Source organism: Burkholderiales bacterium (assembly GCA_036262035.1).
GTDB lineage: Bacteria > Pseudomonadota > Gammaproteobacteria > Burkholderiales > SG8-41 > JAQGMV01.
In genome coordinates, this window is the sequence record DATAJS010000005.1 from 22,009 (window position 1) to 43,821 (window position 21,813).

The 21,813-nt window shown below is 66.8% G+C and carries 20 protein-coding genes and 1 tRNA gene; 6 read left to right on the top strand and 15 right to left on the bottom strand.

The window, feature by feature from the left end:
• Window positions 1–29: 29 nt before the first annotated feature.
• The 7 genes from VHP37_03085 to VHP37_03115 form a co-directional block, all read right to left on the bottom strand.
• The gene (locus tag VHP37_03085) at window positions 30–224 is read right to left on the bottom strand and encodes a hypothetical protein (protein HEX2825305.1); all 195 of its coding nucleotides are present in this window, start codon (window positions 222–224) and stop codon (window positions 30–32) included.
• Between the two features lie 10 nt (window positions 225–234).
• Window positions 235–426 carry a hypothetical protein gene (locus tag VHP37_03090; protein HEX2825306.1) on the bottom strand — a complete coding sequence of 64 codons (192 nt, stop codon included), beginning with the start codon at window positions 424–426 and terminating at the stop codon, window positions 235–237.
• Window positions 423–587 (bottom strand): hypothetical protein, encoded by a 165-nt coding sequence (locus tag VHP37_03095; protein HEX2825307.1) that lies wholly within the window; start codon window positions 585–587, stop codon window positions 423–425. The genes VHP37_03090 and VHP37_03095 overlap by 4 nt, the downstream gene beginning before the upstream one ends.
• Window positions 588–746: 159 nt before the next feature.
• The gene (locus VHP37_03100) at window positions 747–1,328 is read right to left on the bottom strand and encodes a hypothetical protein (GenBank protein HEX2825308.1); all 582 of its coding nucleotides are present in this window, start codon (window positions 1,326–1,328) and stop codon (window positions 747–749) included.
• Window positions 1,315–1,776, bottom strand: a complete 462-nt coding sequence (locus VHP37_03105; GenBank protein ID HEX2825309.1) for a hypothetical protein — start codon at window positions 1,774–1,776, stop codon at window positions 1,315–1,317. The genes VHP37_03100 and VHP37_03105 overlap by 14 nt, the downstream gene beginning before the upstream one ends.
• Window positions 1,777–1,847: 71 nt before the next feature.
• A complete protein-coding gene (locus VHP37_03110) occupies window positions 1,848–2,852 on the bottom strand; it encodes an IS1595 family transposase (GenBank protein ID HEX2825310.1) in 1,005 nt (334 codons plus the stop codon).
• Window positions 2,853–2,932: 80 nt separating this feature from the next.
• Window positions 2,933–3,763, bottom strand: coding sequence for a polysaccharide deacetylase (locus VHP37_03115; GenBank protein ID HEX2825311.1), 831 nt, complete (start codon window positions 3,761–3,763; stop codon window positions 2,933–2,935).
• A gap of 59 nt (window positions 3,764–3,822) precedes the next feature.
• On the opposite strand from VHP37_03115, the gene VHP37_03120 reads away from it, so the two are divergent.
• The 4 genes from VHP37_03120 to VHP37_03135 all read left to right on the top strand — a co-directional run bounded on the left by VHP37_03120 (window position 3,823) and on the right by VHP37_03135 (window position 8,484).
• Window positions 3,823–5,397, top strand: coding sequence for a gamma-glutamyltransferase (locus VHP37_03120; GenBank protein ID HEX2825312.1), 1,575 nt, complete (start codon window positions 3,823–3,825; stop codon window positions 5,395–5,397).
• Window positions 5,397–6,395 (top strand): tripartite tricarboxylate transporter substrate binding protein, encoded by a 999-nt coding sequence (locus tag VHP37_03125; protein ID HEX2825313.1) that lies wholly within the window; start codon window positions 5,397–5,399, stop codon window positions 6,393–6,395. Before VHP37_03120 ends, VHP37_03125 begins: the two co-directional genes overlap by 1 nt.
• A 116-nt stretch (window positions 6,396–6,511) precedes the next feature.
• Window positions 6,512–7,477, top strand: a complete 966-nt coding sequence (locus VHP37_03130) for a tripartite tricarboxylate transporter substrate binding protein (protein HEX2825314.1) — start codon at window positions 6,512–6,514, stop codon at window positions 7,475–7,477.
• A 38-nt stretch (window positions 7,478–7,515) separates the two neighbouring features.
• Window positions 7,516–8,484, top strand: a complete 969-nt coding sequence (locus VHP37_03135) for a tripartite tricarboxylate transporter substrate binding protein (protein ID HEX2825315.1) — start codon at window positions 7,516–7,518, stop codon at window positions 8,482–8,484.
• Between the two features lie 4 nt (window positions 8,485–8,488).
• Here the strand turns inward: VHP37_03135 and VHP37_03140 are convergent, their stop codons facing one another.
• From VHP37_03140 to VHP37_03150, 3 genes are read right to left on the bottom strand one after another with little or no spacing between them, the layout of a single operon-like run.
• Entirely contained in the window at window positions 8,489–9,769 is a 1,281-nt protein-coding gene (locus VHP37_03140) for an FAD-binding oxidoreductase (GenBank protein HEX2825316.1), read from the bottom strand.
• Between the two features lie 2 nt (window positions 9,770–9,771).
• The gene (locus VHP37_03145) at window positions 9,772–11,445 is read right to left on the bottom strand and encodes a hydantoinase B/oxoprolinase family protein (GenBank protein ID HEX2825317.1); all 1,674 of its coding nucleotides are present in this window, start codon (window positions 11,443–11,445) and stop codon (window positions 9,772–9,774) included.
• Between the two features lie 13 nt (window positions 11,446–11,458).
• Complete coding sequence (locus tag VHP37_03150) at window positions 11,459–13,549, bottom strand: hydantoinase/oxoprolinase family protein (protein ID HEX2825318.1); 2,091 nt, start codon at window positions 13,547–13,549, stop codon at window positions 11,459–11,461.
• A gap of 119 nt (window positions 13,550–13,668) precedes the next feature.
• Between VHP37_03150 and VHP37_03155 the strand changes: the two genes are divergently transcribed.
• Window positions 13,669–14,991: a Gfo/Idh/MocA family oxidoreductase gene (locus VHP37_03155; protein HEX2825319.1), complete on the top strand. Its 1,323-nt coding sequence runs from the start codon at window positions 13,669–13,671 to the stop codon at window positions 14,989–14,991.
• Between the two features lie 106 nt (window positions 14,992–15,097).
• Here VHP37_03155 and VHP37_03160 read toward each other — a convergent pair whose 3' ends face one another.
• Complete coding sequence (locus VHP37_03160) at window positions 15,098–16,336, bottom strand: FAD-binding oxidoreductase (protein HEX2825320.1); 1,239 nt, start codon at window positions 16,334–16,336, stop codon at window positions 15,098–15,100.
• 62 nt (window positions 16,337–16,398) lie between these two features.
• Between VHP37_03160 and VHP37_03165 the strand changes: the two genes are divergently transcribed.
• Window positions 16,399–16,473: transfer RNA gene (locus tag VHP37_03165), tRNA-Val, on the top strand.
• Between the two features lie 22 nt (window positions 16,474–16,495).
• On the opposite strand, the gene VHP37_03170 is transcribed toward VHP37_03165, so the two are convergent.
• The 4 genes from VHP37_03170 to VHP37_03185 all read right to left on the bottom strand — a co-directional run bounded on the left by VHP37_03170 (window position 16,496) and on the right by VHP37_03185 (window position 21,779).
• Window positions 16,496–17,869 (bottom strand): HlyD family type I secretion periplasmic adaptor subunit, encoded by a 1,374-nt coding sequence (locus tag VHP37_03170; GenBank protein HEX2825321.1) that lies wholly within the window; start codon window positions 17,867–17,869, stop codon window positions 16,496–16,498.
• Window positions 17,866–19,995, bottom strand: coding sequence for a type I secretion system permease/ATPase (locus VHP37_03175; protein HEX2825322.1), 2,130 nt, complete (start codon window positions 19,993–19,995; stop codon window positions 17,866–17,868). Before VHP37_03175 ends, VHP37_03170 begins: the two co-directional genes overlap by 4 nt.
• Window positions 19,992–21,308, bottom strand: a complete 1,317-nt coding sequence (locus VHP37_03180; protein HEX2825323.1) for a TolC family outer membrane protein — start codon at window positions 21,306–21,308, stop codon at window positions 19,992–19,994. The genes VHP37_03175 and VHP37_03180 overlap by 4 nt, the downstream gene beginning before the upstream one ends.
• Window positions 21,309–21,518: 210 nt before the next feature.
• Entirely contained in the window at window positions 21,519–21,779 is a 261-nt protein-coding gene (locus VHP37_03185; protein ID HEX2825324.1) for a hypothetical protein, read from the bottom strand.
• Window positions 21,780–21,813: the final 34 nt, after the last annotated feature.

Consider the following 21,813-nt stretch of genomic DNA (forward strand, 5'->3'; position numbering starts at 1 on the left):
ACAAAGACGGCTATGCAAAAAAATAGCCGTCAGGGGCGCTCGTCAGGCGGCAGACATTCGATTAGCCGCGCGATCTCAAGCTCCCAGTGCGCCTCTTGGTTGCGAGCACGTAGGGCGGCGTCGTGCTTTCTCTCGGCCTCGGCCGCTTCCGCAAGCCGCGTCCATTCGCCTTTGGCGTCGGTCAGAAACACGACCATCTTTTTGATGAGCGCGCGATCTGGCATTGGGATGGATTTACAGTGGTTGGTTGAGGTATCGAGTTTCGAGCAGAACGATGCGGGTTTCCGCATTTGCGATACGTCGTTGCAGCCGCGCCCGCGAGACAGCGTCCAATTGCCCGGAGTGCTTGCCATACAGGGCGGCGATGCACGCGCTGCGCAATTGGCGCTCCAAAGCAAGCGCGTCTGCGGCGTAGCTCTCGCTCATTTGGCGCGCTTCTTTGGTGTCGGCTTCGGCGTCTGCGGATCCGGCGGCGTGCTCAGGAGGGCGCGCAACAGGTCGTCGGCGCGCTTCATCCCTTCCTCTTTTGGATACAGGTCTAGCTCGTCGCGCTTCGTCTGCGGTTCTGGCTTGCGTGCGTTAGTCATGGTGGGGTTCCGCTGTGGATAAGAAATCACTGGATGCTGCGGACTTCTTCGCTCCGCTGTTAGGTGCTGGCGCGATACCGGGCTCGGATTCAATTCCCGAGCCATTGCTTCGCGCCATGGCGGTTCTCATCGGCAGGAGCATGGGCGCGTATATCGATCCTAGGGAATGTGCAGGTCCGGCAGCTTTAGTTCTGCTGGCCATGAATGAGGGTTTTTTGTCTCATTCCCCTCGCGAATTTGCACCTCCCGACCAAGCCATAGGAACAGCCCCATCGTTCGATCAAAGAACGCGTGCTGAGCATGTAACAGTGCAAGGTCGAGGTAATGAACATTCATCTTAAAGTTCACTGCGCCGTACTCGCGGGCGGTCTCTTCCAGATTCACGAACCCGAGCCTCTTCACGCCTTCCATTTCCGGAAACCATGCGCAGTGCGCGTATTGGTTCCGGATTTTCAGGCAGTGCCTAAGCGCCCCTATAGCCATCTCAAATCGGGTTCCAAGGCGATGTCGATGGTAATGCGTGCGCGCCAACGCGTCCGCAACATCGATCCTTTGTGTCTCTCCCCGCGCTCGATACATAACCTTCACAGCCGTACCAAAATCGTGTTGAACGTGCTCCACGCAGTACAGCAACATAACTTCCACATCGGAGTAACCGGCGAGAAGGCGTCCAACAATGACCGCCTCTTCCGGGTAATGCTCCAAATCCCTAAGGATGCGCGGAGGCTCAAACAAATCCATGCTCAACTGCATACGCCTGCCCCAGCGGAGACAAGCTGTAAGTTGGGGGGACGAGGCCCCCGATGCCTTCGTGATATTGAGCATGTCCCGTGCGGCACAGTTCGTTCAGGAAGTGTTCTACGCGCGTGGGGTGAGCGTTCATTTGCGAAGCCAGTTCTTGCAGGGTAGGCCGCTGATGACCCTGCGCAAGGAACTGCACAATTGCCTTGGCCTCCTCATTGAAGGTCGGCGTTTGAGCGCGTTTCGCGGTCTCGCGCTCCTGCTGCTGCTTCAGCCGCTCGACTTCGCGTTTGAGAGGGTTAACTTGCGCCTGAAGGGCCTGGTTCTCCGTTTCGAGAATCTTCACCTTCGCTTCCAGCTCTTCAAACTGCCTATCGAGGCGCAGCATTTGCGCCTGCTTTTGTTGCGGCAGGCCAAGGCCACGAATTGCGTCAGCGATCTTCCCCATGATCTCCCCAATCAAGGCCTAGCTGAATCCAATGCCCCGTTACATCCAGCGCCGCGATCCGGCGGAGCAGATCAATGAGCGCCAGTCTTAGAGTTTTCTTCTGCCCCACGAGTCCGCCGATACGTCAGGCGCTTGCCGTGGACCTGCTTGAGCAGCGTTTCGGTGCGCTCGATATCGGTGGGGCCGACGAGAACGGTCTTGCCGTCGATCTTGCGCTTGACCTGGCGGTGGTTGTAGCGGAAGTCAAACTCGGTCACGTAGCGCTGCAAGTGCTGTTCGCTGACGAAGTGGAACGTGCCGACAATGCCGCGCTTGAGGATCGAGAAGAAACCCTCGGCGGTGTTGCAGTGGGCGTCACCACGCACGTATTCACCGGCACCGTGGTTCACTGCTTCATGGCTCGCGAACATCGGCGCGAGGATGCGGTATTGCCCTTCGCCGTCAGTGCGGAAGTTGGTAATGGCGCAATTGATCTGCGACTCAAGGACCGGCTTGAGGTTCTTGGCGTTGACGGAAGGCAGGTGGAACGAGCGGACCTGTCCGGTTTCGCGGTGAACGAGCGTGAACACCATCTGCTTGCCGGTGCCGCCGATGTTGCCCTTCGTGCGCTTATGGGCGTGCTTGTTCTTTTCCTTGCCGCCAACGTAGGTCTCGTCCGCCTCCACAGTGCCGCCGCTCGGCGCGAACATGCTCGCCGGATGCTTCATGGCTTCGCGCAGGCGATGCGTCATGAACCACGCGGTTTTGTAGGTCACGCCCAACATGCGCTCGATCTGCTTGGAGCTAATGCCCTTCTTGCTGGACGCCATGAGCGTGGCGGCAAAGACCCACTTATCAAGGCTGATCTTGGAGCGCTCGAAAACGGTCCCGACCGTCACCGTGAACTGCTGGCGGCATTCGGTCTCAAGGCACTGATACAGGCCGGGGCGGGCCGACTTGCCCTCGATCTTGGAAATGCGCTCAAACGCGCCGCAGTGCGGGCATACCGGACCGTTCGGCCAGCGGATGCCCTCAAGGTAAGTGCGAGCTGCTTCGGCGTCGTGGAAACGGGGTTCTTTGAAGGAGTATTCGGCCATGGTTTTTCTCAGGTATGGCCGAAGTATGAGACCGGAGGCCGTCTTTGTCAAGTATATACTTCCCTCCGAGGGGGAGGGAATTATCTTTCTTTGAACTCTTCGACCGTGCGGTCGATCCGCTGGAACGCCGCGCCTTCGTCCTTCAGGCGGCGGATGAGCCGCTCGAGCATCAGGATGCGGTGGCCGCGGCCGATGATGAACGGATGGCAGGTGTAGGTGAGCACGCCCCAGTCCTTCACGACGTCCTTCATGTAGAGGAAGTCGTTGATCCAGTTGTCCTCGACCTCGCGCGCGTTCCTCAGCCCCTGCCGCAGGCTTTGCTCGGTGCGCACGAACTCGAAGTGCGGCGAATCGTCGGTCGACCAGTGGATGGGCATCTCGACCAGCGCGCTCTTGTCGCCGAAGCGCGGCGGGGACAGCAGCTCGATCGCGTCGCCCTGCCGCGCGTAGTACGGCGTGTAGTCGTCGCCCATCATGCTGCTGTCGTACACGAAGCCGTGCTTCAACATGAGCTCGACCGAATGCGGCGAGAGATCCCACGACGGCGAGCGATAGCCGCGCGCGTACTGCCCCGAGATGCGCTTGATCGCTTCGTTGCCGCGGACGAGCTCTTCCTCTTCCTGCTCGCGCGTGAGGCTCGCCGGCGGCCGGTGCGTCCAGCCGTGATGCGCGATCTCGTGGCCGGCGTCGACGACCGCTTTCACCTGGTCCGGAAAGCTCTCGATGGTGTGCCCCGGCACGTACCAGGAAGTCTCGATGCCGTACTTGCGAAACAGCCCGAGCAGGCGCGGCGCGCCGACGCGCGGCCCGAACTCGCCGCGCGACAGCCAGCCCGGCGTGGTCTGACCGCGCGAGATGAAGCCCGAGATCGCGTCGAAATCGAAGGTGAGACAGACGATGAGCTTGCTCATGCGATCGATTATAGCTTTGCTATCATCAACCTTCCCTCAGCGATCATCGGCGCGATTCCATGCTCCAACACCTCGTCCAGAACTGGCACGTGCGCAAGCCTGTTGCGCAAAGCCGCGGCGGCATCATCGCCACGCAGAACCGCGTCGCAGGCCTCGCCGCGGCGAAGGTCTTCAAGGCCGGCGGCAACGCGGTCGACGCGGCGGTCGCGACCGGTCTCGCGCTCGCGGCGGTCGAGCCGTGGAACAGCGGCCTCGGCGGCGTCGGCTTCATGATGGTCTACCTCGCCAGGGAGAATCGCGTCCGGGTCGTGGATTTCGGGCCGATCTCCCCGCGCGGGCTGAACCCTGCCGACTACCCGCTCACCGGCGGTTTCACGAGCGATCTCTTCACCTGGCCGACGGTGCAGGACGACCGCAACGTGCACGGGCCGATGTCGATCGCGGTGCCGGGCAACGTCGCGGGCCTGTCGCTCGCGCTCGAGACCTTCGGCACCCAGAAGTTTTCGGAAGTGATACAGCCGGCGATCGCGCTCGCCGACTTGGGGCTAGCGGTCGACTGGTATCTCACGCTCAAGGTGGCGACGATGGCGAAGGAGCTCGCGCGCTATCCGTCGACACGCGACGTGTGGCTGCCGGACGGTTATCCGCCGGTGACCGCCGCGGGGGCCCCGCTCGGCCGCCTGATGCTCGAGGGCCTCGCGGGAACGATGCGCCGTCTCGCCGAGGCCGGCCCGCGCGATTTCTACGAAGGCGAAGTGGCGCAGAGCATCGCCAGGGACATCCGGGCGCTCGGCGGCTATCTCTCGTTCGAGGACCTGAAGAGCTACCAGGCGCGTATCGTCGATCCGCTCGAAGTCGAGTATCGCGGCGCGCAGCTCGCGCTCGCGCCGGGCTTGAGCGCCGGACCGACCATGGCGCGCGCACTGTCCAAGCTGTCGGAGGTCAAGCTCCCGGGCGGCGGGCCGAAAGCCGATGCGTTCCTCGCCTATGCGCGCGTGCTGCGCGAGGTCTACGCCGAGCGGCTCTCCACGATGGGCGAGACCAGCGACCATCGCGATCCTTCGACGACGACCCACCTCAACGTCGTCGATCGCGAAGGCAACATGGTCGCGCTCACGCAGACGCTGCTGTCGGTGTTCGGCTCGAAGGTCGTGCTGCCGCAGAGCGGCATCCTCATGAACAACGGCATCATGTGGTTCGACCCGCGGCCGGAATCGCCGAACTACCTGGCGCCGTGGAAGCGTCCGCTGACCAACATGAACCCGATGATCGCGCGGAAGAACGGCAAGGCGTGGTTCGCTCTCGGGGCGTCGGGCGGACGCAAGATCATGCCGGCGACCTATCAGATCGTGTCGTTTCTCGTCGATCACGGCATGTCGCTCGAGGACGCTTTCCATCAGCCGCGCATCGACGCGAGCGGCGGCGACACCGTGAGCGTGGATCCGCGCCTGCCCGATTCGATCAAGGCCGCGCTCGCCGACGCCTTCCCCACCGTCGAGACCGAGCTCGTGGTGTATCCGACCAACTACGCCTGCCCCAGCTCGGTGCTGCGCGATCCGAACGGGGGCGCGCATTACGGCGTGAGCGACGTGCTCTCGCCGTGGTCGGGCGCGGTCGCGGAAGACGCGGTCTGATGGCACGGAGATTGCGAAAGCCCGCGCGCATGCGCCTCACTCCGTTGCTCGCAACGCTCTGTGCAGCCTTCGTCAGCGTCACCGCCGCGGCGCAAAGCGGCGATTACCCGAACCGCCCGGTGCGGTGGATCGTGCCGTTCGCGCCTTCGGGACCGACCGATCTCATGTCGCGCGCGGTCGCCGAGAAGCTCACGCAGCGCCTCGGCCACCAGTTCGTCGTCGACAATCGGCCCGGTGCGGGCGGCAACATCGGCGCGGAGCTCGTCGCGAAGTCGGCGCCGGACGGTTACACGCTGATGATCGGTCACGTCGGCACGCACGCGATCAACGCGACGCTCTACCCTCGTCTCGCCTTCGACCCGGTGAAGGACTTCACGCCGATCACGCTGATCGCCACGCTGCCGCTCGCGCTGGTAATCCATCCTTCGGTGCCGGCGAAAGACGTGAAAGACCTCGTCGCGTACGCCAAAGCCAATCCGGGCAAGCTCAACTTCGCTTCGGCGGGCAACGGCGGCCCGACGCATCTCACCGGCGAATTGCTGAAGACGTCCGCCGCCATCGACATCGTGCACGTGCCTTACAAAGGCAACGCCGCCGCCTTGCTGGATTTGACCGCCGGCCGCGTGCAGATGATGTTCAGCAACATGCTCACCGCGATGCCGCACGTGCGCGCCGGGAAGCTGCGGGCGATCGGGGTGTCGAGCGCGAAGCGCTCGCCGCAGGCGCCGGACCTTCCCGCGATCGCGGAGACCGTGCCCGGTTTCAACGCCGTGCCGTGGTACGGGGTGCTCGGGCCCGCGGGCCTGCCGCGCCCCATCCTGACGAAGCTCAACACCGAGATCGCGCGCGCCCTCGCCGAACCGGACATGAACCAGCGCTTCGTCGCACAGGGCATCGATCTGCAGTCGAGCACGCCGGAGCAGTTCGGCGCGCTCATCAAGTCCGAGCTGGTGAAGTGGCGAAAGGTCGTGAAGGATTCAGGCGCCAAGGTGGATTGAGGCCTTAAAAGTCAAAATGGATCCTGGCTTTCGCCAGGACGACGCTGTCGCGTCGAATGGATTCCCGCCTTCGCGGGAATGACGGCACACCAATAACCGGGGAGATCCATGTGACGATGTTTTCGAAGCTGCTCGGCGCAGCGTTCGCTTGCGCGGCGATGTCGGCCGCGGCGCAGGATGCAGGAAACTATCCCTCGCGGCCCTTGAGACTCATCACCGGCTTTCTGCCCGGCGGAGTGAGCGACACCGTCGCACGCGTCACCGGCGAGAAGCTCGGCGAGCAGCTCGGCCAGCGGGTCGTCATCGACGGGCGGCCCGGCGCCGGCGGTGTGCTGAGCATGGAGCTCGCGGCGAACGCCAACCCCGACGGCCACACGCTGTACCTCGGCCAGCCGGTGATCACGATCAGCCCCAACTTCAAGAAGAAGCCGCCGTTCGACCCGATCAAAGCCTTCGCGCCGGTATCGCTGATCGGCTTCGGCACGACGATGATGGTGGTGCACCCGTCCACGCCCGCGTCGAACGTCAAGGAGCTCGTCGCTTACGGCAAATCGCAGCCGCCGGGCGCGCTGCGCTTCGGCCATTCGGGCATGGGCTCGACGAACCACCTCGCGGGGGAGCTCTTCGCGGTGATGACGGGTATAAAGCTCTCGCCGATCCCGTACAAAGGCGCCGCCGCGAACATCGTCGGCGTGCTCCAGGGCGAGATCCAGATCGCGATGCTGCCCACGCTCGCGGCGATCCCGCACGTGAAATCGGGCCGGCTGAAAGCGATCGGGATGACGGGATCGAAGCGCTCGCCCGCCGCGCCCGACGTGCCGACCATCGGCGAGACGCTCAAGGGTTACGACGTGCCGGTCTGGTACGGACTGGTCATCACCGCGAAGACGCCCGCGGCGATCGTCAACAAGCTGCACGCCGAGACGCAGCGCGCGATCCAGACCGCCGAAGTCAAAGACCGGCTCGCGTCGCAGGGCATCGAGACGCAGACCGGCAGCCGCGCCGAGTTCGCGAAGCTGATCCAGGACGACGCGGTGCGCTGGGCGAAGCTCGTGAAGGACGCGGGTATCGTGCTGGAGTGAAGAAAACAGTGAGGGGTGAAGCGGTGACGGATAAGGCGGTGACGAAAAACAGGATCCTGGCACTTACGATCGCAGTCACTGCCGTGCCTGCGTTTGCTGCGGACGCGAAATACCCGACACGTCCCATACGCTTCGTCGTGGGCTTCCTGCCCGGCGGGCCGAGCGACACCATCGCACGCGTGGTCGGCGGCAAGCTCGGCGAATCGCTCGGCCAGCCGGTGATCGTCGACAACCGCGCCGGCGCGGGCGGCAACGTCAGCGCCGACATCGTCGCGGATGCGCCGCCGGACGGACACACGATCCTGCTCGGCACCGGCGGACCGCTCGTGATCGCACCGATCCTCGGCCAGAAAATCGGCTTCGATCCGGACAAGGACTTCGCGCCGGTGTCGACGCTCGGCGGCTCGATGAGCATCCTCGCCGCGCATCCTTCGCTGCCCGCGTCGGGCGTCAAAGAGCTGATCGCGCTCGCCAGGGCGAAACCCGGCGAGATCAACTACGCGTCCTCGGGCGTCGGCAGCGCAAACCACCTCACCGCCGAGCTGCTGTCCTCGATGGCCGGCATCAAGCTCACGCACGTGCCGTACAAAGGCAGCGGCGCGGCGCTGCCTGCGCTCATCTCCGGCGAAGTGAAGCTCGGTTTCGGCCCGTTACTGCCGGCCATCCCTCATGTAAAGGCGGGCCGCATCAAGGCGCTCGGCGTGAGCGGGCTCAAGCGCGCGAGCGCCGCACCCGACATCCCGACGATCGCCGAGCAGGGACTGCCCGGCTTTCACGTCGATTCGTGGTACGGCGTGTTCGTGCCGGCGAAGACGCCGAAGCCGATCGTCGCCCGGCTGAACCGCGAGCTCGTCCGCATCCTCGCATTGCCCGATGTGAAGGAGCGTCTCTCGCGCGACGGCGTCGATCCCGCCGGCAGCACGCCCGAGCAACTGCACGACATCGTTCAGAACGAGAAGAAGATGTGGCTGAAGGTGATCAAACAAGCCAACATCAAAGTGCAGTGACGATCTAGACGCGAGCCGCGTCCAGCGCGCCGTAATAGACGGCGACGACTTTCATCGCGGGAATGCGCAACGCGTGCAGCGGCACGCGCCTGAAGCCGCTGCCGTTCATCGCACCGGCGTCGATGAGGTCGCCGAGCGCGAGATGCGCCAGCAGCTTCCCCAACAGGTTCGTCAGCGCGACGCCGCGACCGCCGTAGCCCATCGCATAGGCGATGCGCGGGCTCACCCGCCCCACGTGCGGAAAGTCGTCGAGCGTCACCGCGACCTTGCCCGACCAGCGATGGTCGATCGCGACGTCTTGCAACGCCGGAAATGTCGCGCGGAGCTTTGCCTCGAGCCCGCGATACACGTCCGGCGACTCCTTGCCGGTGAGCGAGCCGCGCCCGCCGTAGAGCAGCCGTCGGCCGGGCGCCCACCGGAAGTAGTTGAGCAGATGCCGCGTGTCGGAAACCAGATGGCCCTCGCGCAGGATGCCGCGAGCGACCTCGCCGGCGAGCGGCGCCGTCGTGAGCACCGACGTCGACACCGGCACGACGCGCTCCGCGAGGTCGGTGCCGTAGCGATGGAGCTCGGTATAAGCGTTCGTCGCGACCAGCGCCTGCTTCGCTCGCACCGTGCCGCCGGTCGTCTCGAGCACCACACCGTCGCTCTCCTCGCGCAGGCTCGTCACCGCCGTGCCGACGTAGATCGGCACGCCGCTCAAAGCGAGTCCCGCCGCGTGACCTCGCGCGTAGTCGAGCGGATGCACGCCGCCCGCGCGCGGATCGAGATAACCGCCCATATAGGCATCGGTCCCCGACAGCTCCGCGGTCTCACGCGCATCGAGGAGCCGCGGCGCGGTATCGCCTTCGCTCTTCAGCCACTCGATGTCGGCCTGCAACGTCGTGAGCGCGACTTTGCCGTTCGCGGCGGTGATGTGGCCGCAGCGCGAAAAGCCGCAGTCGATCCTGAATTCATCGACGGTCTGCTCGAGGAGATCGAGCGCCTGGTGCAGCAGCCGGTAGAGCGTGCGCGTGCGCTCGCGGCCGAGCTCGCGCGCGAGCACGGACCACGGCTTCTTGTAACGCAAGACCGCCATGCCGCCGTTGCGGCCGCTCGCGCCCCAGCCGACGTCGTGCGCTTCGAGCACCGTGCAGGCGACACCCGCTCGCGCGAGATGGCGCGCTGCCGCGAGGCCGGTGTAGCCGGCGCCGATGATCGCGACGTCGGTCTGGATGTCTCGGTCGAGGCTCGGAAGCTGGGGGACGGGATGGGCGGTGGTGTTCCAGACCGACGGCGGATGCATCTTCACGCGCCGTAGAGATCCTGCGCCGCGGCCGCACTGACCTTGCCGTTGGCGACGTCGTCGCGCACAGCCGCGCGCCGCTTCGGATCGCCGTAACCGCCGCCGCCCGGCGTCTGCACGATCACGCGGTCGCCCTTGTTGAGCACGGTCAGCACTTTCGAGGGGATCACTTCCTCGCGGCCGTCGGCGCGGCGGATGATCGAATGCGCCGACGCGCCCGGCGAGCCGCCGGCGAGCCCCGGCGCGGTGCTGTAATGGCGCTCGCCGCGATGCGTAAACGAGATGCCGTCGGCGAGCGCTTCGTACTCACGCAGGACGCCCAGTCCTCCGCGATATTCCCCTGCGCCGCCCGAATCGCGGCGCAGCTCGACGCGATGCAGCCTCAGAGGCGCATCCATCTCCAGCGCTTCCGCCGGCAGGTTCATGCAGTTGCTCGCATCGGTGTCGACGACGTCGACCCCATCGAGCCCGCGCGCCGCGCCGCTGCCGCCGGCGATGAGCTCGCCGCTGATGAAGCGCTCGCCGTTCGCGCGTTTGCCTGCGAACGCGACGACGAGCAGCGTGCCTGCGGCGGGCGCGCTCACGCGATCGGGCAACGTTTCGGCCAGCGCGCTGACCATGCACGTCGCGATGCGCTTGATCGTCGACGTGCGCGCGTTGACCGGCGCCGGCTCCTCCGGGTTCACCAGCGAGCCTTTCGGCAGCACCAGCTTCACCGGACGGAAGCAGCCGCCGTTGGTCGGTATGGTCGGGTCGGTCAGCACGCGCACCGCGAAATACGCCGCGGCCTGCGAGCCCGAAGGCACGCAGTTGAGCGGTCCTTCGAGCTGCGCATCGGTGCCGGTGAGATCGAACGCGATCTCGCCGTCGCGCACCGTCGCCGCGACTTCGATGCGCACCGGCCTGTCGAGCGTGATGCCGTCGTTGTCGAGGTAATCGACGTAGCGATACGTGCCTTCGGGAATCGCGCGCAGCGCTGCTCGCGTCATCGTCTCGGAACGATCGAGGAGATCGTCGAACACCGACATCAGGAACTCCGCGCCGTACTGGTCGGCGAGCGCTTTGAGGCGCCGCCCGCCGACGGTGCACGCGGCAAGCTGCGCGTTGAGGTCGCCCATCAGCGTGTCGGGCAGCCGGCTGTTCTGGCGCAGGATGTCGACGAGCGTCTGGTTGTATTCGCCGGCGTCGCGGAACTTGAGCGCCGGCAGCCGCAGGCCTTCCTGGTAGATCTCGGTCGATCCGGGCGGCAGCGATCCCGGCGAATAGCCGCCGACGTCGCCGTGGTGCGTCATCGTCGCGCTCATCGCGATCACGCGGCCCGAGTGGAACACCGGCGTCATGATCGCGATGTCGGGCAGGTGCGTGCCGCCGCAGTACGGATCGTTGAGGATGTAGGCGTCCCCGTCCGTCATGGTGTGGAGCGGGAACTTCTCGACCATGCTCTTCAGTGCGGGGATCAGCGTCGCGAGATGCACCGGTATCGCGCACGCCTGCGCGAGCGTCTCGCCGTTCACGGTGAAGAGGCTCGCCGAGGTATCGAGGCCTTCCTTGACGATCGGCGAGAACGAGCTCTTCAGCAGCGTGAGCTCCATCTCGTTGGCGATGCCTTCGAGCTTGTTGCGGATCACTTCGGCGGTGATCGGGTCGACGAGCTCGGTGCGGGTGGCGGTGTTCATGGTTGGGTTAAGGTCAAAGTGGATTCCCGCCTTCGCGGGAATGACGACGTTCGCCTTCGCGGGAATGACGATCGAGAATCAGCGAGCCGTGAGCGTCGATGTGCGCGCGCCACCCGGGCTCGACGACGGTGGTGGTGTCGGCCTGCTCGACGATCGCGGGACCGTCGAACGTCGTCCCCGGCGCGAGACGCTCGCGCTCGTAGACCCCCGCGTCGACGAAACCGCCCGAGAGCTCGGTGAGGATGCGCCGCGTGCCTTTCTTCGCCGCACCGCCGGCGGCGCTCGGATGCAGGGGCTCGGCCGCGGACTGCGACTGGAGCGCCTGGTGCACCGCGCGCAGGTTCACGAACTGCACTGCACCTTCGACGCTGTGGCCGTAGACGCGGTCGTGCGCCGCGTAGAACTTCTGCTTCAGCGCGTCGAGGGCATCGGTTTCGAGGTCGACCGCCACTTCCAGGTGGTACGACTGGCCGACGTAACAGACGTCGGCATAGTAGCGCCGCTCGATCGATTCGACGGGCACGCTTTCGGTCGCCATCAGCTCGCCGCAGCGCGCATCGAGCGCCGCGAACGCTTCGCGCAATGCGCCGATGCTCGCCTGCGCGAGCGGCATGGAGTACGCGCTCGAAGCCTCATGCTCGACCGGCGCGGCGAGCAGCCCCGAAGCCGACAGCACGCCCGGATGCAGCGGCACGATCACGCGGCTCATGCCGAGCTCTCGCGCGAGCGCGGTCGCGTGCACCGGGCCGCCGCCGCCCAGCGGCACCAGGCTGTAGCCGCGCGGATCGACGCCCCGCTTCACCGACACGAAACGGATGCCCTCGGCCATGTTCGCGTTGACCACGCGATGGATGCCGAGCGCCGCCTGCTCGACGCTCATGCCCAGCGGCCCCGCGATCTTGTCTTCGATCGCTGTCCACGCGAGCTTCGGGTCGAGCGTCATCGTGCCGCCTGCGAAGTACGTCGGATCGATGTAGCCGAGCACGAGCGACGCATCGGTGACGGTCGCGTGCTCCCCGCCCCTGCCGTAGCACGCAGGGCCCGGCTCGGAGCCCGCCGAGTGCGGCCCGACCTTCAACGAGCGCGCCGCATCGAGCCACGCGATGCTGCCGCCGCCCGCGCCGATCGCGTTGACGTCGACCATGGGCACGCGCACCGCGTAGCCGTCGAGCACGCCTTCGGCCGCGATCAGCGGCTCGCCCCGGCTGATCAGCGCGATGTCCGCGCTGGTGCCGCCGATGTCGATGGTGATGACGTCGCCGGCGCCCGCGGCCTCTCCGGCCATGCGACCGCCGATGACGCCTGCCGCGGGTCCGGAGAGAAAGAGCCGCACCGGCCGCCGCCGCGCCACGCGCGACGATGCCACGCCGCCGCGCGACTGCATGATCTGCAGCGGCGCCTCGACACCGCTCTTTGCGAGATCGCTCTCCATGCTCGCGAGATAGCGGTCGATCACCGGCTTCAGATACGCGTCGAACGCGGTGATGCACGTGCGCTCGTACTCGCGGAACGCCGGATCGACCTCGGACGAGATCGAGACCATCAGATCGGGGTGCGCTTCGCGCACGATCTCCGCCGCACGGCGCTCGTGCGCGGGATCGAGGAAGGAAAAGAGAAACGAGATCGCGATGGCCTCGACGCCGGCGTCGACCAGCGCCTGCGCTTCGCGCCTGACCGCGTCTTCGTCGAGGGGCACGAGCACCTCGCCGCGCGCCGACAAGCGCTCAGGCACCTCGCGCCGCAGCGCGCCCGGCGCGAGAAAGCCCGGGGTTTCGGGCTTCAGCATGACGCTGTAGACGTTGCGCCGGCTCTGGCGGCCGATCTCCAGCGCGTCGCGAAAGCCCCGCGTGGTGATGAGCCCGATGCGCGCGCCCTTGCGCTCGAGCACCGCGTTGGTCGCGACGGTCGTGCCGTGGACGAAGCGCGCGATGCTGCCGGGATGGACGTCCCACTCGCGCGCCATGTGCTCGACCGCGCGCAACACGCCGGCGCTGGGATAGTCCCGGGTGGTGGGGATCTTCACGAGCTTCATGTCGCCGCTCGCGCTGCGGCACACGACGTCGGTGAAGGTGCCGCCGATGTCGACGCCGACCTCGAATCGCATTCTTCTTCCTTGCAGGTCGCGTCTCGATTCGAGACGCCTTCTCGTAGGGCGCCTGGGGCGGACGCGCTGAGTGCGTTTAGTATAGCGGCTCCAACTCCGCGCACTGCGAAAGGGAAGAAATGATCAATGCAGCGATCGTCGGCCTCGGCCGATGGGGACAGAACCTCGTCAACAGCGTGCAGGGCAAGAGCGAGAAGATCCGGTTCGTCGCCGGCGTGCTCCGCCATCCCGAGAACGCGCGCGAATACGCCGAGCGCAACGGCATCGCCCTGCACTCGAGCCTCGACGCGGTGCTCTCCGACCCGGCGATCGACGCGATCGTGCTCGCCACCCCGCACACCGTGCACGCCGAGCAGATCCGCGCGGCGGTCGCGGCCGGCAAGCCCGTCTTCACCGAGAAGCCTTTCACCCTGACGTCGGCCGACGCGCGCGAGGCGCTGCGCGAGGCGGGGAGACGCAACGTCACCGTCGGCGTCGGCTACAACTGGCGCTTCCAGCCCGCGCTGCAGGCGGTCCGCCGCATGCTGGATGACGGCACCCTGGGCAAGCTGCTGCACATCGAAGGCAACTTCTGCGGACCGAGCGTCTATCGTTTTCCGAAAGAGCACTGGCGCCAGCAGCGCGAGGAAGGTCCCGGCGGCGGCATGACCGGCCGCGGCGTGCACGTGGTCGACGCGATGCTGTACCTCGCGGGGGAGGTCGACAGCGTCTACGCGCAGAGCAAGCGCATCGCGCTCGAATACGGGATCGACGACACCACTTCCATGCTGTTCGACTTCAAGGGCGGCGCGACGGCGTATCTCGGCACCGTGATCGCCACCGCGGAGACCTGGCGCATGCAGGTCTTCGGCTCGCGAGGCTGGGTGGAGGTCGGCGACGTCGAGCACCTGACCACGTGGCAGATGCGCGTGTGCTACGTCGATCCGGACAACCTGCTCACGCACCACCGGCCGCAGATCGCGACCTTTCCCGAGACCAGCACCGAGCGCGCGGAGCTCGAGAATTTCGCCGACGCGGTGAGCGAAGGGCGCGCGCTCGCGGCGCCCGGCGGGCACGAAGAGCACGGCGTGGCGGTGCTCGAGGCCATCCTCGAATCGGCGCGGAGGGGCGAGCGCGTGAAGGTCGGCGCCCAGCCCGCCGTCGGCACTAGGCGGGCCGCGTCGAAGGCCGAGCCTTCGATCGCGACCGAAGCCAAGCGATTGCTCAAGCGCGCGCGCAAGGCGATCGTCGGCGTGGTGGAGAAAGCGACCGGCACCGCGCCGGCGAAACGGCCGGCGAAGAAGAAGAAAGTGCGCGCTGCCGCCAAAAAGTCGACGCGTCGCGCCAACGCGAGGGCGGAGCGCCGCGACACCGGCAAGAAGACCAGGAGCGCGAAAAAGCGCGCGGCGCCGTCGGCCAGACGTGCTTCGTCCGCGAAGAAGAAAGCGCCTCGGAGGAAGTGAAACGGACGTCATTCCCGCGAAGGCGGGAATTCATTTTGACGTTGAAAAAAAACGTTGAAAATGGATTCCCGACAGCTCGCGCTGTTGCGCGTCGGCAATGACGGGCTCAGAACCGATCCGGACGATACGGCGTCACGTCGATGTTCGGCGTGCGCCCTGCGATCAGCTCCGCGACGAGGCGTCCCGTCGGCGCGCCGCTGCACAACCCGACGTGCCCGTGGCCGAACGCGTAGTAGACGTTCTGAAACTTCGTCGCGCGCCCGATCACCGGCAGTGAGTCGGGCATCGAGGGCCTGCGTCCCATCCATTTCGTCGCGTCGGCCTTGCTGATATCCGGGAAGATCCGGCGCATGTGCTTGTCGAGGATGTCGGCGCGCGCGTAGTTCGGCTCGGCGTGTATCCCGGCGAACTCGGTCTGGCCCGCGATGCGCAGACCCATCTCCATCGGCGTGATGAAGAACTTGTGCTCGGGCATCATGATCGGCATCGGCAGCGTATAGCGCGGATCGGAGTACGTGACGTGATAGCCGCGCTCGGCTTCCAGCGGCACGCGGTCGCCGAGCTTCGAGGTGAACTCGTTGGAGTGAGAGCCGGCGCAGATCACCAGCGTCTCGACCGGCACGCGGCCGTCGTTCGTGAGGAGCGCTCGCGGGCCGTCGGGCCCCACTTCGATGTCGCGCACCTCGCGCTGGAGCAGCACCCCGCCGTCGCGCACGAACTGCGCGGCGAGCGCCTTGGTGAGGCGCTCCGGATTCGCGACGAAACCCTGCTCGGGCAGGTACAGCCCGGCCTCGTAGCGGCCGTTGAGCTGTGGCACCAGCGATTTGATGCCCGCCTCGTCCAGCTCTTCCACGATGACGCCGCGATCGCGCCGCAGCTTCCACGACAGCGCGTCCCCTTTCAGCGCCTCGCGCTTTTCATAAGCGACGACGTAGCCCGTCTTGCGGATGAGATCGGTGACGCCCGCGTGCTCCACCAAGGGCTCGTAGGCGTCGAAGGTCTGCCTCAATAAAGGGCGGAGCGCGTCGGCGATGGCCTCGACGCGCTTCGGATTGGCCGCGGCGAGAAAGCGCAGCAGCCACGGCGCCGCCTTGGGCAGATAGCCCCAGCGGATCATCAGAGGGCCCATGGGGTCCGCGAGATAACCGGGCACTTTCCAGTGGATGCCGGGGGTTGCGAGCGGCACGCAAGACCCGGGGCTGAGGATGCCGGCGTTGCCGAACGAGCAATACTCGCCGGGCGGGCGCATGTCGACGATGGTGACGTCGTGTCCGTCGCGTTTTAGGTACGAAGCGGTGGCGACGCCGACGATGCCGGCGCCGATGATGGTGATCTTCTGGGACAATTTGGAAGCTCTGCGGGTTACTGATAAAATGGCGCCCGCGACGTCTTACGCGTCTCTCTCCCGGGCGGTTAACTCAGCGGTAGAGTGCCACCTTCACACGGTGGAAGCCACTGGTTCGATCCCAGTACCGCCCACCATTTCCCTGCCCTCTGTCCAGCCCTACCGCTCCGTCAGCGCCCGCTCGCGCGCCCGATTGATCGGCTTGGTGAGGTAATACAGGATCGAGCGCTTGCCGGTGATCACGTCGACGCTCGCGAGCATGCCCGGGCTGATCGAGAGCTTCTTGCCGTAGTAGTCGATCGCGTTCCGGTTGGTGCGCACGTGCGCGATGTAATACGGCTCGCCCTGCTGCGGCACGATCGAATCCGCGGAGACGTACTCGATCTTGCCTTCGAGCCCGCCGAAGATGCTGTAGTCGTACGCGGTCACCTTCACGATGGCGCGCTGGCCCACGTGCACGAAAGCGATGTCGGAAGGTTTGAGGCGCGTCTCGATGAGCAGCGTGTCCTCGACCGGCACCATCTCGACCATCGGGCTGCCGGGCTGCACCACGCCGCCGACGGTCTTGTTGGGGATCGTCTTGACGATGCCGTCCATCGGCGCGCGCACGATGGTGCGGCTCGCGCGGTCTTCGAGCGCCGGTATCTGCTGCGCCACCTTGGCGAGCTCGCCCTGCGCCTGCGCGAGCTCGTTGCCCGCCTGCGAGCGGAAGCTCGCGTCGGCGTCGGCGAGCTTGCCTTTCGCTTCGTCGATCGCGGCCCGGGCACGCGGGACCGAGAGGCGCGCCTGCTCGAGGTCGGTGCGGATGCGGTTCTGGTCGCGCTCGAGGCGCAGGAGCTCGACCTCGGACACGATGCCTCTCTTCACGAGCGGCGCGGTGATCGCGATCTCGCGGTCCGCGAGCACGAGCTGCTCGGCGAGCCGCTCGGCCCGCGACTGGAGCTCCTTGAGCTCGCTCTCGCGCTGCGCGAGCTGCTGCCTGAGCACCTGCACCTTGGTGCCGAGCTCGACCTGCCGCGCCTTGTACAGCGCGGTCTCCTGCTGCGCGATGACCGGCGAGCCTTTCTGCACGTCGGCAGGCATCGCCAGGGCCGTGCCGCGCACTTCGGCGGACAGCCGCGCGATCCTCGCCTTGAGCGCGAGCGCGCCCTGCTCGCCTTCGCGGAACGCCGCGACGAAGCGCGTGGGATCGATGCGGATCAGCGGCTCGTCCTTCTTCACCACGTCGCCTTCGCGCACCATGATCTCGGCGATGACGCCGCCTTCGAGGTTCGACACGACCTGCACCTGGCTCTTCGTCACGACCCGGCCCTCGCCGCGCGCCACTTCCTCGATCTGGAAGAACGCGGCCCACGCGAAGGCGAGGATGAAAAAGAGCGTGACGCTGGCGAGCACCACGTGCGGGAAGCGGCGCTCGCCGATGCGCTCGGCGTCGAGCTGATCGAGCGTCCAGCCTTTCGCGGCGGGCGCCGGCGCGGGCGACGCCGGCTGCGGCGCTTGCGGCCGGGGCGGGGCCTGCAGTGCGTCGTTCATACCGCTTTCCTCACGCGCCCCTGCGACAGCGCCTGCAGCACCTCGGCCTTCGGGCCCGCGGCGACCGCGCGGCCGTTGTCCATCACGATGAGCTTGTCGACGATCGTCAGCATCGATTCGCGGTGCGTGACCACGATGAGCGTGCGTCCCGGCAGCACCTGCGCGAGACGCGCCTTGAACTGCTCCTCGCTGCCCACGTCCATCGACGCGGTCGGCTCGTCGAGCAGCAGGATCGGCGGATCGTCGAGCAGGGCGCGCGCGAGCGCGACCGCCTGCCGCTGGCCGCCCGAGAGCCCTTCACCGCGCTCGCCCACCGGCAGGTCGAAGCCTTGCGGATGGCGCTGGATGTGCTCGTCGAGCCCGACGAGCTGCACCGCGCGCAGCATCGCGGCGTCGTCGATGTGCACCGCGCCCATCGTGACGTTCTGGCGCACGGTGCCCGAGAAGAGCACGACGTTCTGCGGCATGTAGCCCACGTTGCGGCGCAGATCCGCGGGATCGATCTGGCGCGTGTCGATCGAGTCGACGAGCACGTTGCCCGCCTGCGGCTGGTACAGGCCGATCAGGAGCTTGGCAAGCGTGCTCTTGCCCGAGCCCATGCGCCCGACGATGCCGACGCGGTCGCCCGGCATGATCGTGAAGGTGAGGTCGCGCAGCGCGTCGATCGGCTGCCCCGGATATCTGAAGGTGACGCCGCGGAAATCGATGCGGCCGCCCAGCCGCGGGCGGCTGACGAAGGTCTTGCCGGGCTCGCGCTCGACCGGCGCTTCCATGATCTTGTTGAGCGCGTTGAGCGCGCTCATCGCGGTGTGGTAGCGGGTCAGAAGCCCGGCGAGCTGCGACAGCGGCGCGGTCGCGCGCCCGACGATGATCGAGCACGCGATGATGCCGCCGAGGGAGAGATGCCCTTCGGCCGCGAGGTACGCGCCGGTGATGAGCGTCGCGATCGATACGACACCCTGCACCCAGCCGGTGAAGTTGATCGCGAACGCCGAGATCATGCGCGAGGCGAGGCTCTCCTTCGCGACGTAATCGACCAGGCTCTCCCACTTCCTCTGGAGCTGCGAGGCGGCGTTGAGGTGCTTGACGTGCTCGATGCCGGCGAGCGTCTCGATCGCGGTCGAGTACTTCGCCTCGGTCGCGGCGAAGCTGCGGCGGATGTGGTCGCGCAGCTTGGGCTGGAGCGCGAGCCCGACGCCGACGACGATCGGTATCGCGACCAGCACCGGCAGCACCATGAAGAAGCCGCCGACCCACACGATCACGCCGAGGAAGAGCAGCACGAACGGCAGGTCGATGATCGAGGCGAGCGTGGCGGAAGTGAAGAACTCGCGCAGCGATTCGAACTCGCGCAGGTTGTTGGCGAGCGAGCCCACCGGCTGGCGCGGCTGGTCGAGCTTCAGATCCATCACGCGCGCGAACAGTGCAGCGGACAGCGCCTGGTCGGCGCGCTTGCCCGCGACGTCGATGAAATAGCCGCGCAGGATCTTGAGCAATAGATCGAACACCAGCACGATCGTCAGGCCCAGCGCGAGGATCCACAGCGTCTCCATCGCCTTGTTCGGCACGACGCGGTCGTACACGTTCATGAAGAACATCGGCGAGGCGAGCGCGAAGATGTTGACCAGCACCGTCGCGACCGCGACTTCCATGTAGGTCGGGATCTCTTTCTTCAGCGTCCCCCAGAACCAGTGGTGCTTCTCGGTGATGCGCTCGCTCTCGGTGCCCGCGGTGAAGCGCGCGAGGCGCCCGACGAGGATGGCGTGGCCGGTGTAATCGGCTTCGAGCTCCGCGAGCGTGGCCTCGCGCGAGGCTTCGGCGAGCTCGGGGAGGACGATCTGCGCCTGCTTGTCGTCCTTCTCCACCAGCACGCACGCGCCGCGCTCGCTCATGAGCAGGATCGCGGGCAGCGCGACGTGCTGGATCTCGGCGATCGTCGTTTTCACCACGCGGGCGCTCAGGCCCGCGCGCTCGGCGGCGCGCGGCACGAGCGCGGGCGTGAGACGCCCGTTCTCCAGCGGCAGGCCGGCGGTCAGCGAATCGGGCGACGCCGGCTGGCCGTAGAGACGCGCCGCCACCGCAAGGGCGGCGGCGAGCGGATCGACGCGGACGGCGGCTTCGCTCACGGCGCGCGCTCCGTTCTGGGATTGCCCGGCACGCTCACCCCGACGCTGTCCAGGAATCGCCCGAGACCGCCCAGCACGCGGATCTCGCCCTGCGCGACCGCAGCCTGGCCGGCGATGTAGCCCGAGACCGCGTTGAAGCGCTCGTTCTCGGCGTTGAGCACGTCGAGCAGGCTGCGCTGCCCGAGCTGGAACTGGAGCCGGTACGCCTCGGCGACCTCGGTGCTTGCGCGCGCGTACTGCTCGAGCACCGGCAGCCTCAGGCGGTCGGCTGTCAGCGTGTTCCACGCCTGCCGCACTTCGCGTTCGACTTCGTTGCGGGCGCGGGCCAGGTTGGCGAACGCTTCGTCGATGCGCGCCTGGGACTCGCGCACGCGCTCGACGTCGCCGAAGCCGCGGAAGAGGTTGTAACGCAGTCTCAGCATCGCGTAGACATCGGCGTTGATGCCGGTCTGGCCGTCGAGGTTCCGGTTGCTGCTGCCGCCGGCGTCGAGCGTCACGCGCGGCATGGCGTAACGCGCACGCGTGCTCTCGTAATCGAACTGCGCGGCGTCGAATTCCTTCTGCGCGCTGAGCACGGTCGGGTGGGTTTCGATGGCCATGCGCACCGCGTCGTTGAGCGTCGGCGGGAGCTTGGGAGCGAGCGGCGGCGGCGTCTCGAGCTCGCCCGGCGGCCGGCCGGTGAAGAAGCGGTACTGCGACTCGGTCTGCTCGAGCTGCCCCGAAAGCTGCTCGACCGCGGACAGCGCGAGCGCGCGCCGCGCGTCGGCCTGGGTCACGTCGGCGCGCCGTCCTTTGCCGGCATCGGCGAGCGCGGTCACGTCGCCGAGCGTCTTCTCGTGGACTTGCACGTTGAGCTTGGCCAGCCCGAGCTGGTCGCGCAGGCGGCGCACGTCGACGTAGACCTGTCCGGCGCGCGTCGCGGCGGCTTCCGCGCTCTCGACCACCAAGTAGCGCGCGCCCTGCTCGCGCGCGTTGAACCGGCGCACCTGGCCGGTGGCGGCGCCGCCGTCGAAGAGGAGCTGCGAGCCGCTGACGTCGAACTCGCGCCGGGTGAGCGTCGGGTCATCGGGGAGGAAGCGCGTGCCGGGGTTGCGGCTCCGCTCGCGGCCTTCGCCGAGCGAGAGGTTGACGTTCGGGAAGAGCTCCGCGCGCGCCTGGCCGGTCTGGGCCGCGGCCGCAGCCTCACGCGAAAGCGCGCTGCGGATCTCCGGGAAATGCTCCACCGCCCGCGCGACTGCCTGCGACAGAGTCTCGGCCGGCGCCGGCACCGCGAGGCACGCGAGTAACAGCGATGAGGCGAGATGTCTGATCAAGGCATTGGCCGCCTGCGCCGCAGCGTCCTGGCGACTCGCGGAAAGGGTGCAAGAATAAACGCCAAGTGTTTGTCCTAGCAACCATTCCGGCGTAAATAGTCCCTTGCGCAGGCGGCGTGGGTCAGACCGTAGGATTTGAAGGTCAAGACGGATCCCGGATCATGCGCGCTTGCGCGCGCACGTCCGGGATGACGCGGCAATGTTACCGCGTCACTTCTTGTCGCCTTTCGCTTCCCGCTTCGCGCGGGCTTCCACGATCTTCTCGCGCGCTTTCTGCAGACAGTCGAGCTGCGCCTTGTCCTTGAGCTCGTCGCAGCGCTGGAGGGGTTTCCTGCGGTTCTGGTCGGCTTTGGCGACTTCGCCCTTCGTGGGCGGGGCGGACTTGGCGCTGTCGCTTTTCACCGATTCGGCCGTCGCGGCGAGCGCCGGCATCGCCAACGCAAAAGCGAGGGCGGCGGCAATCCTTCTCAAGTGCAATCTCCGGGGGCTGCGCATGCGCCGGCCT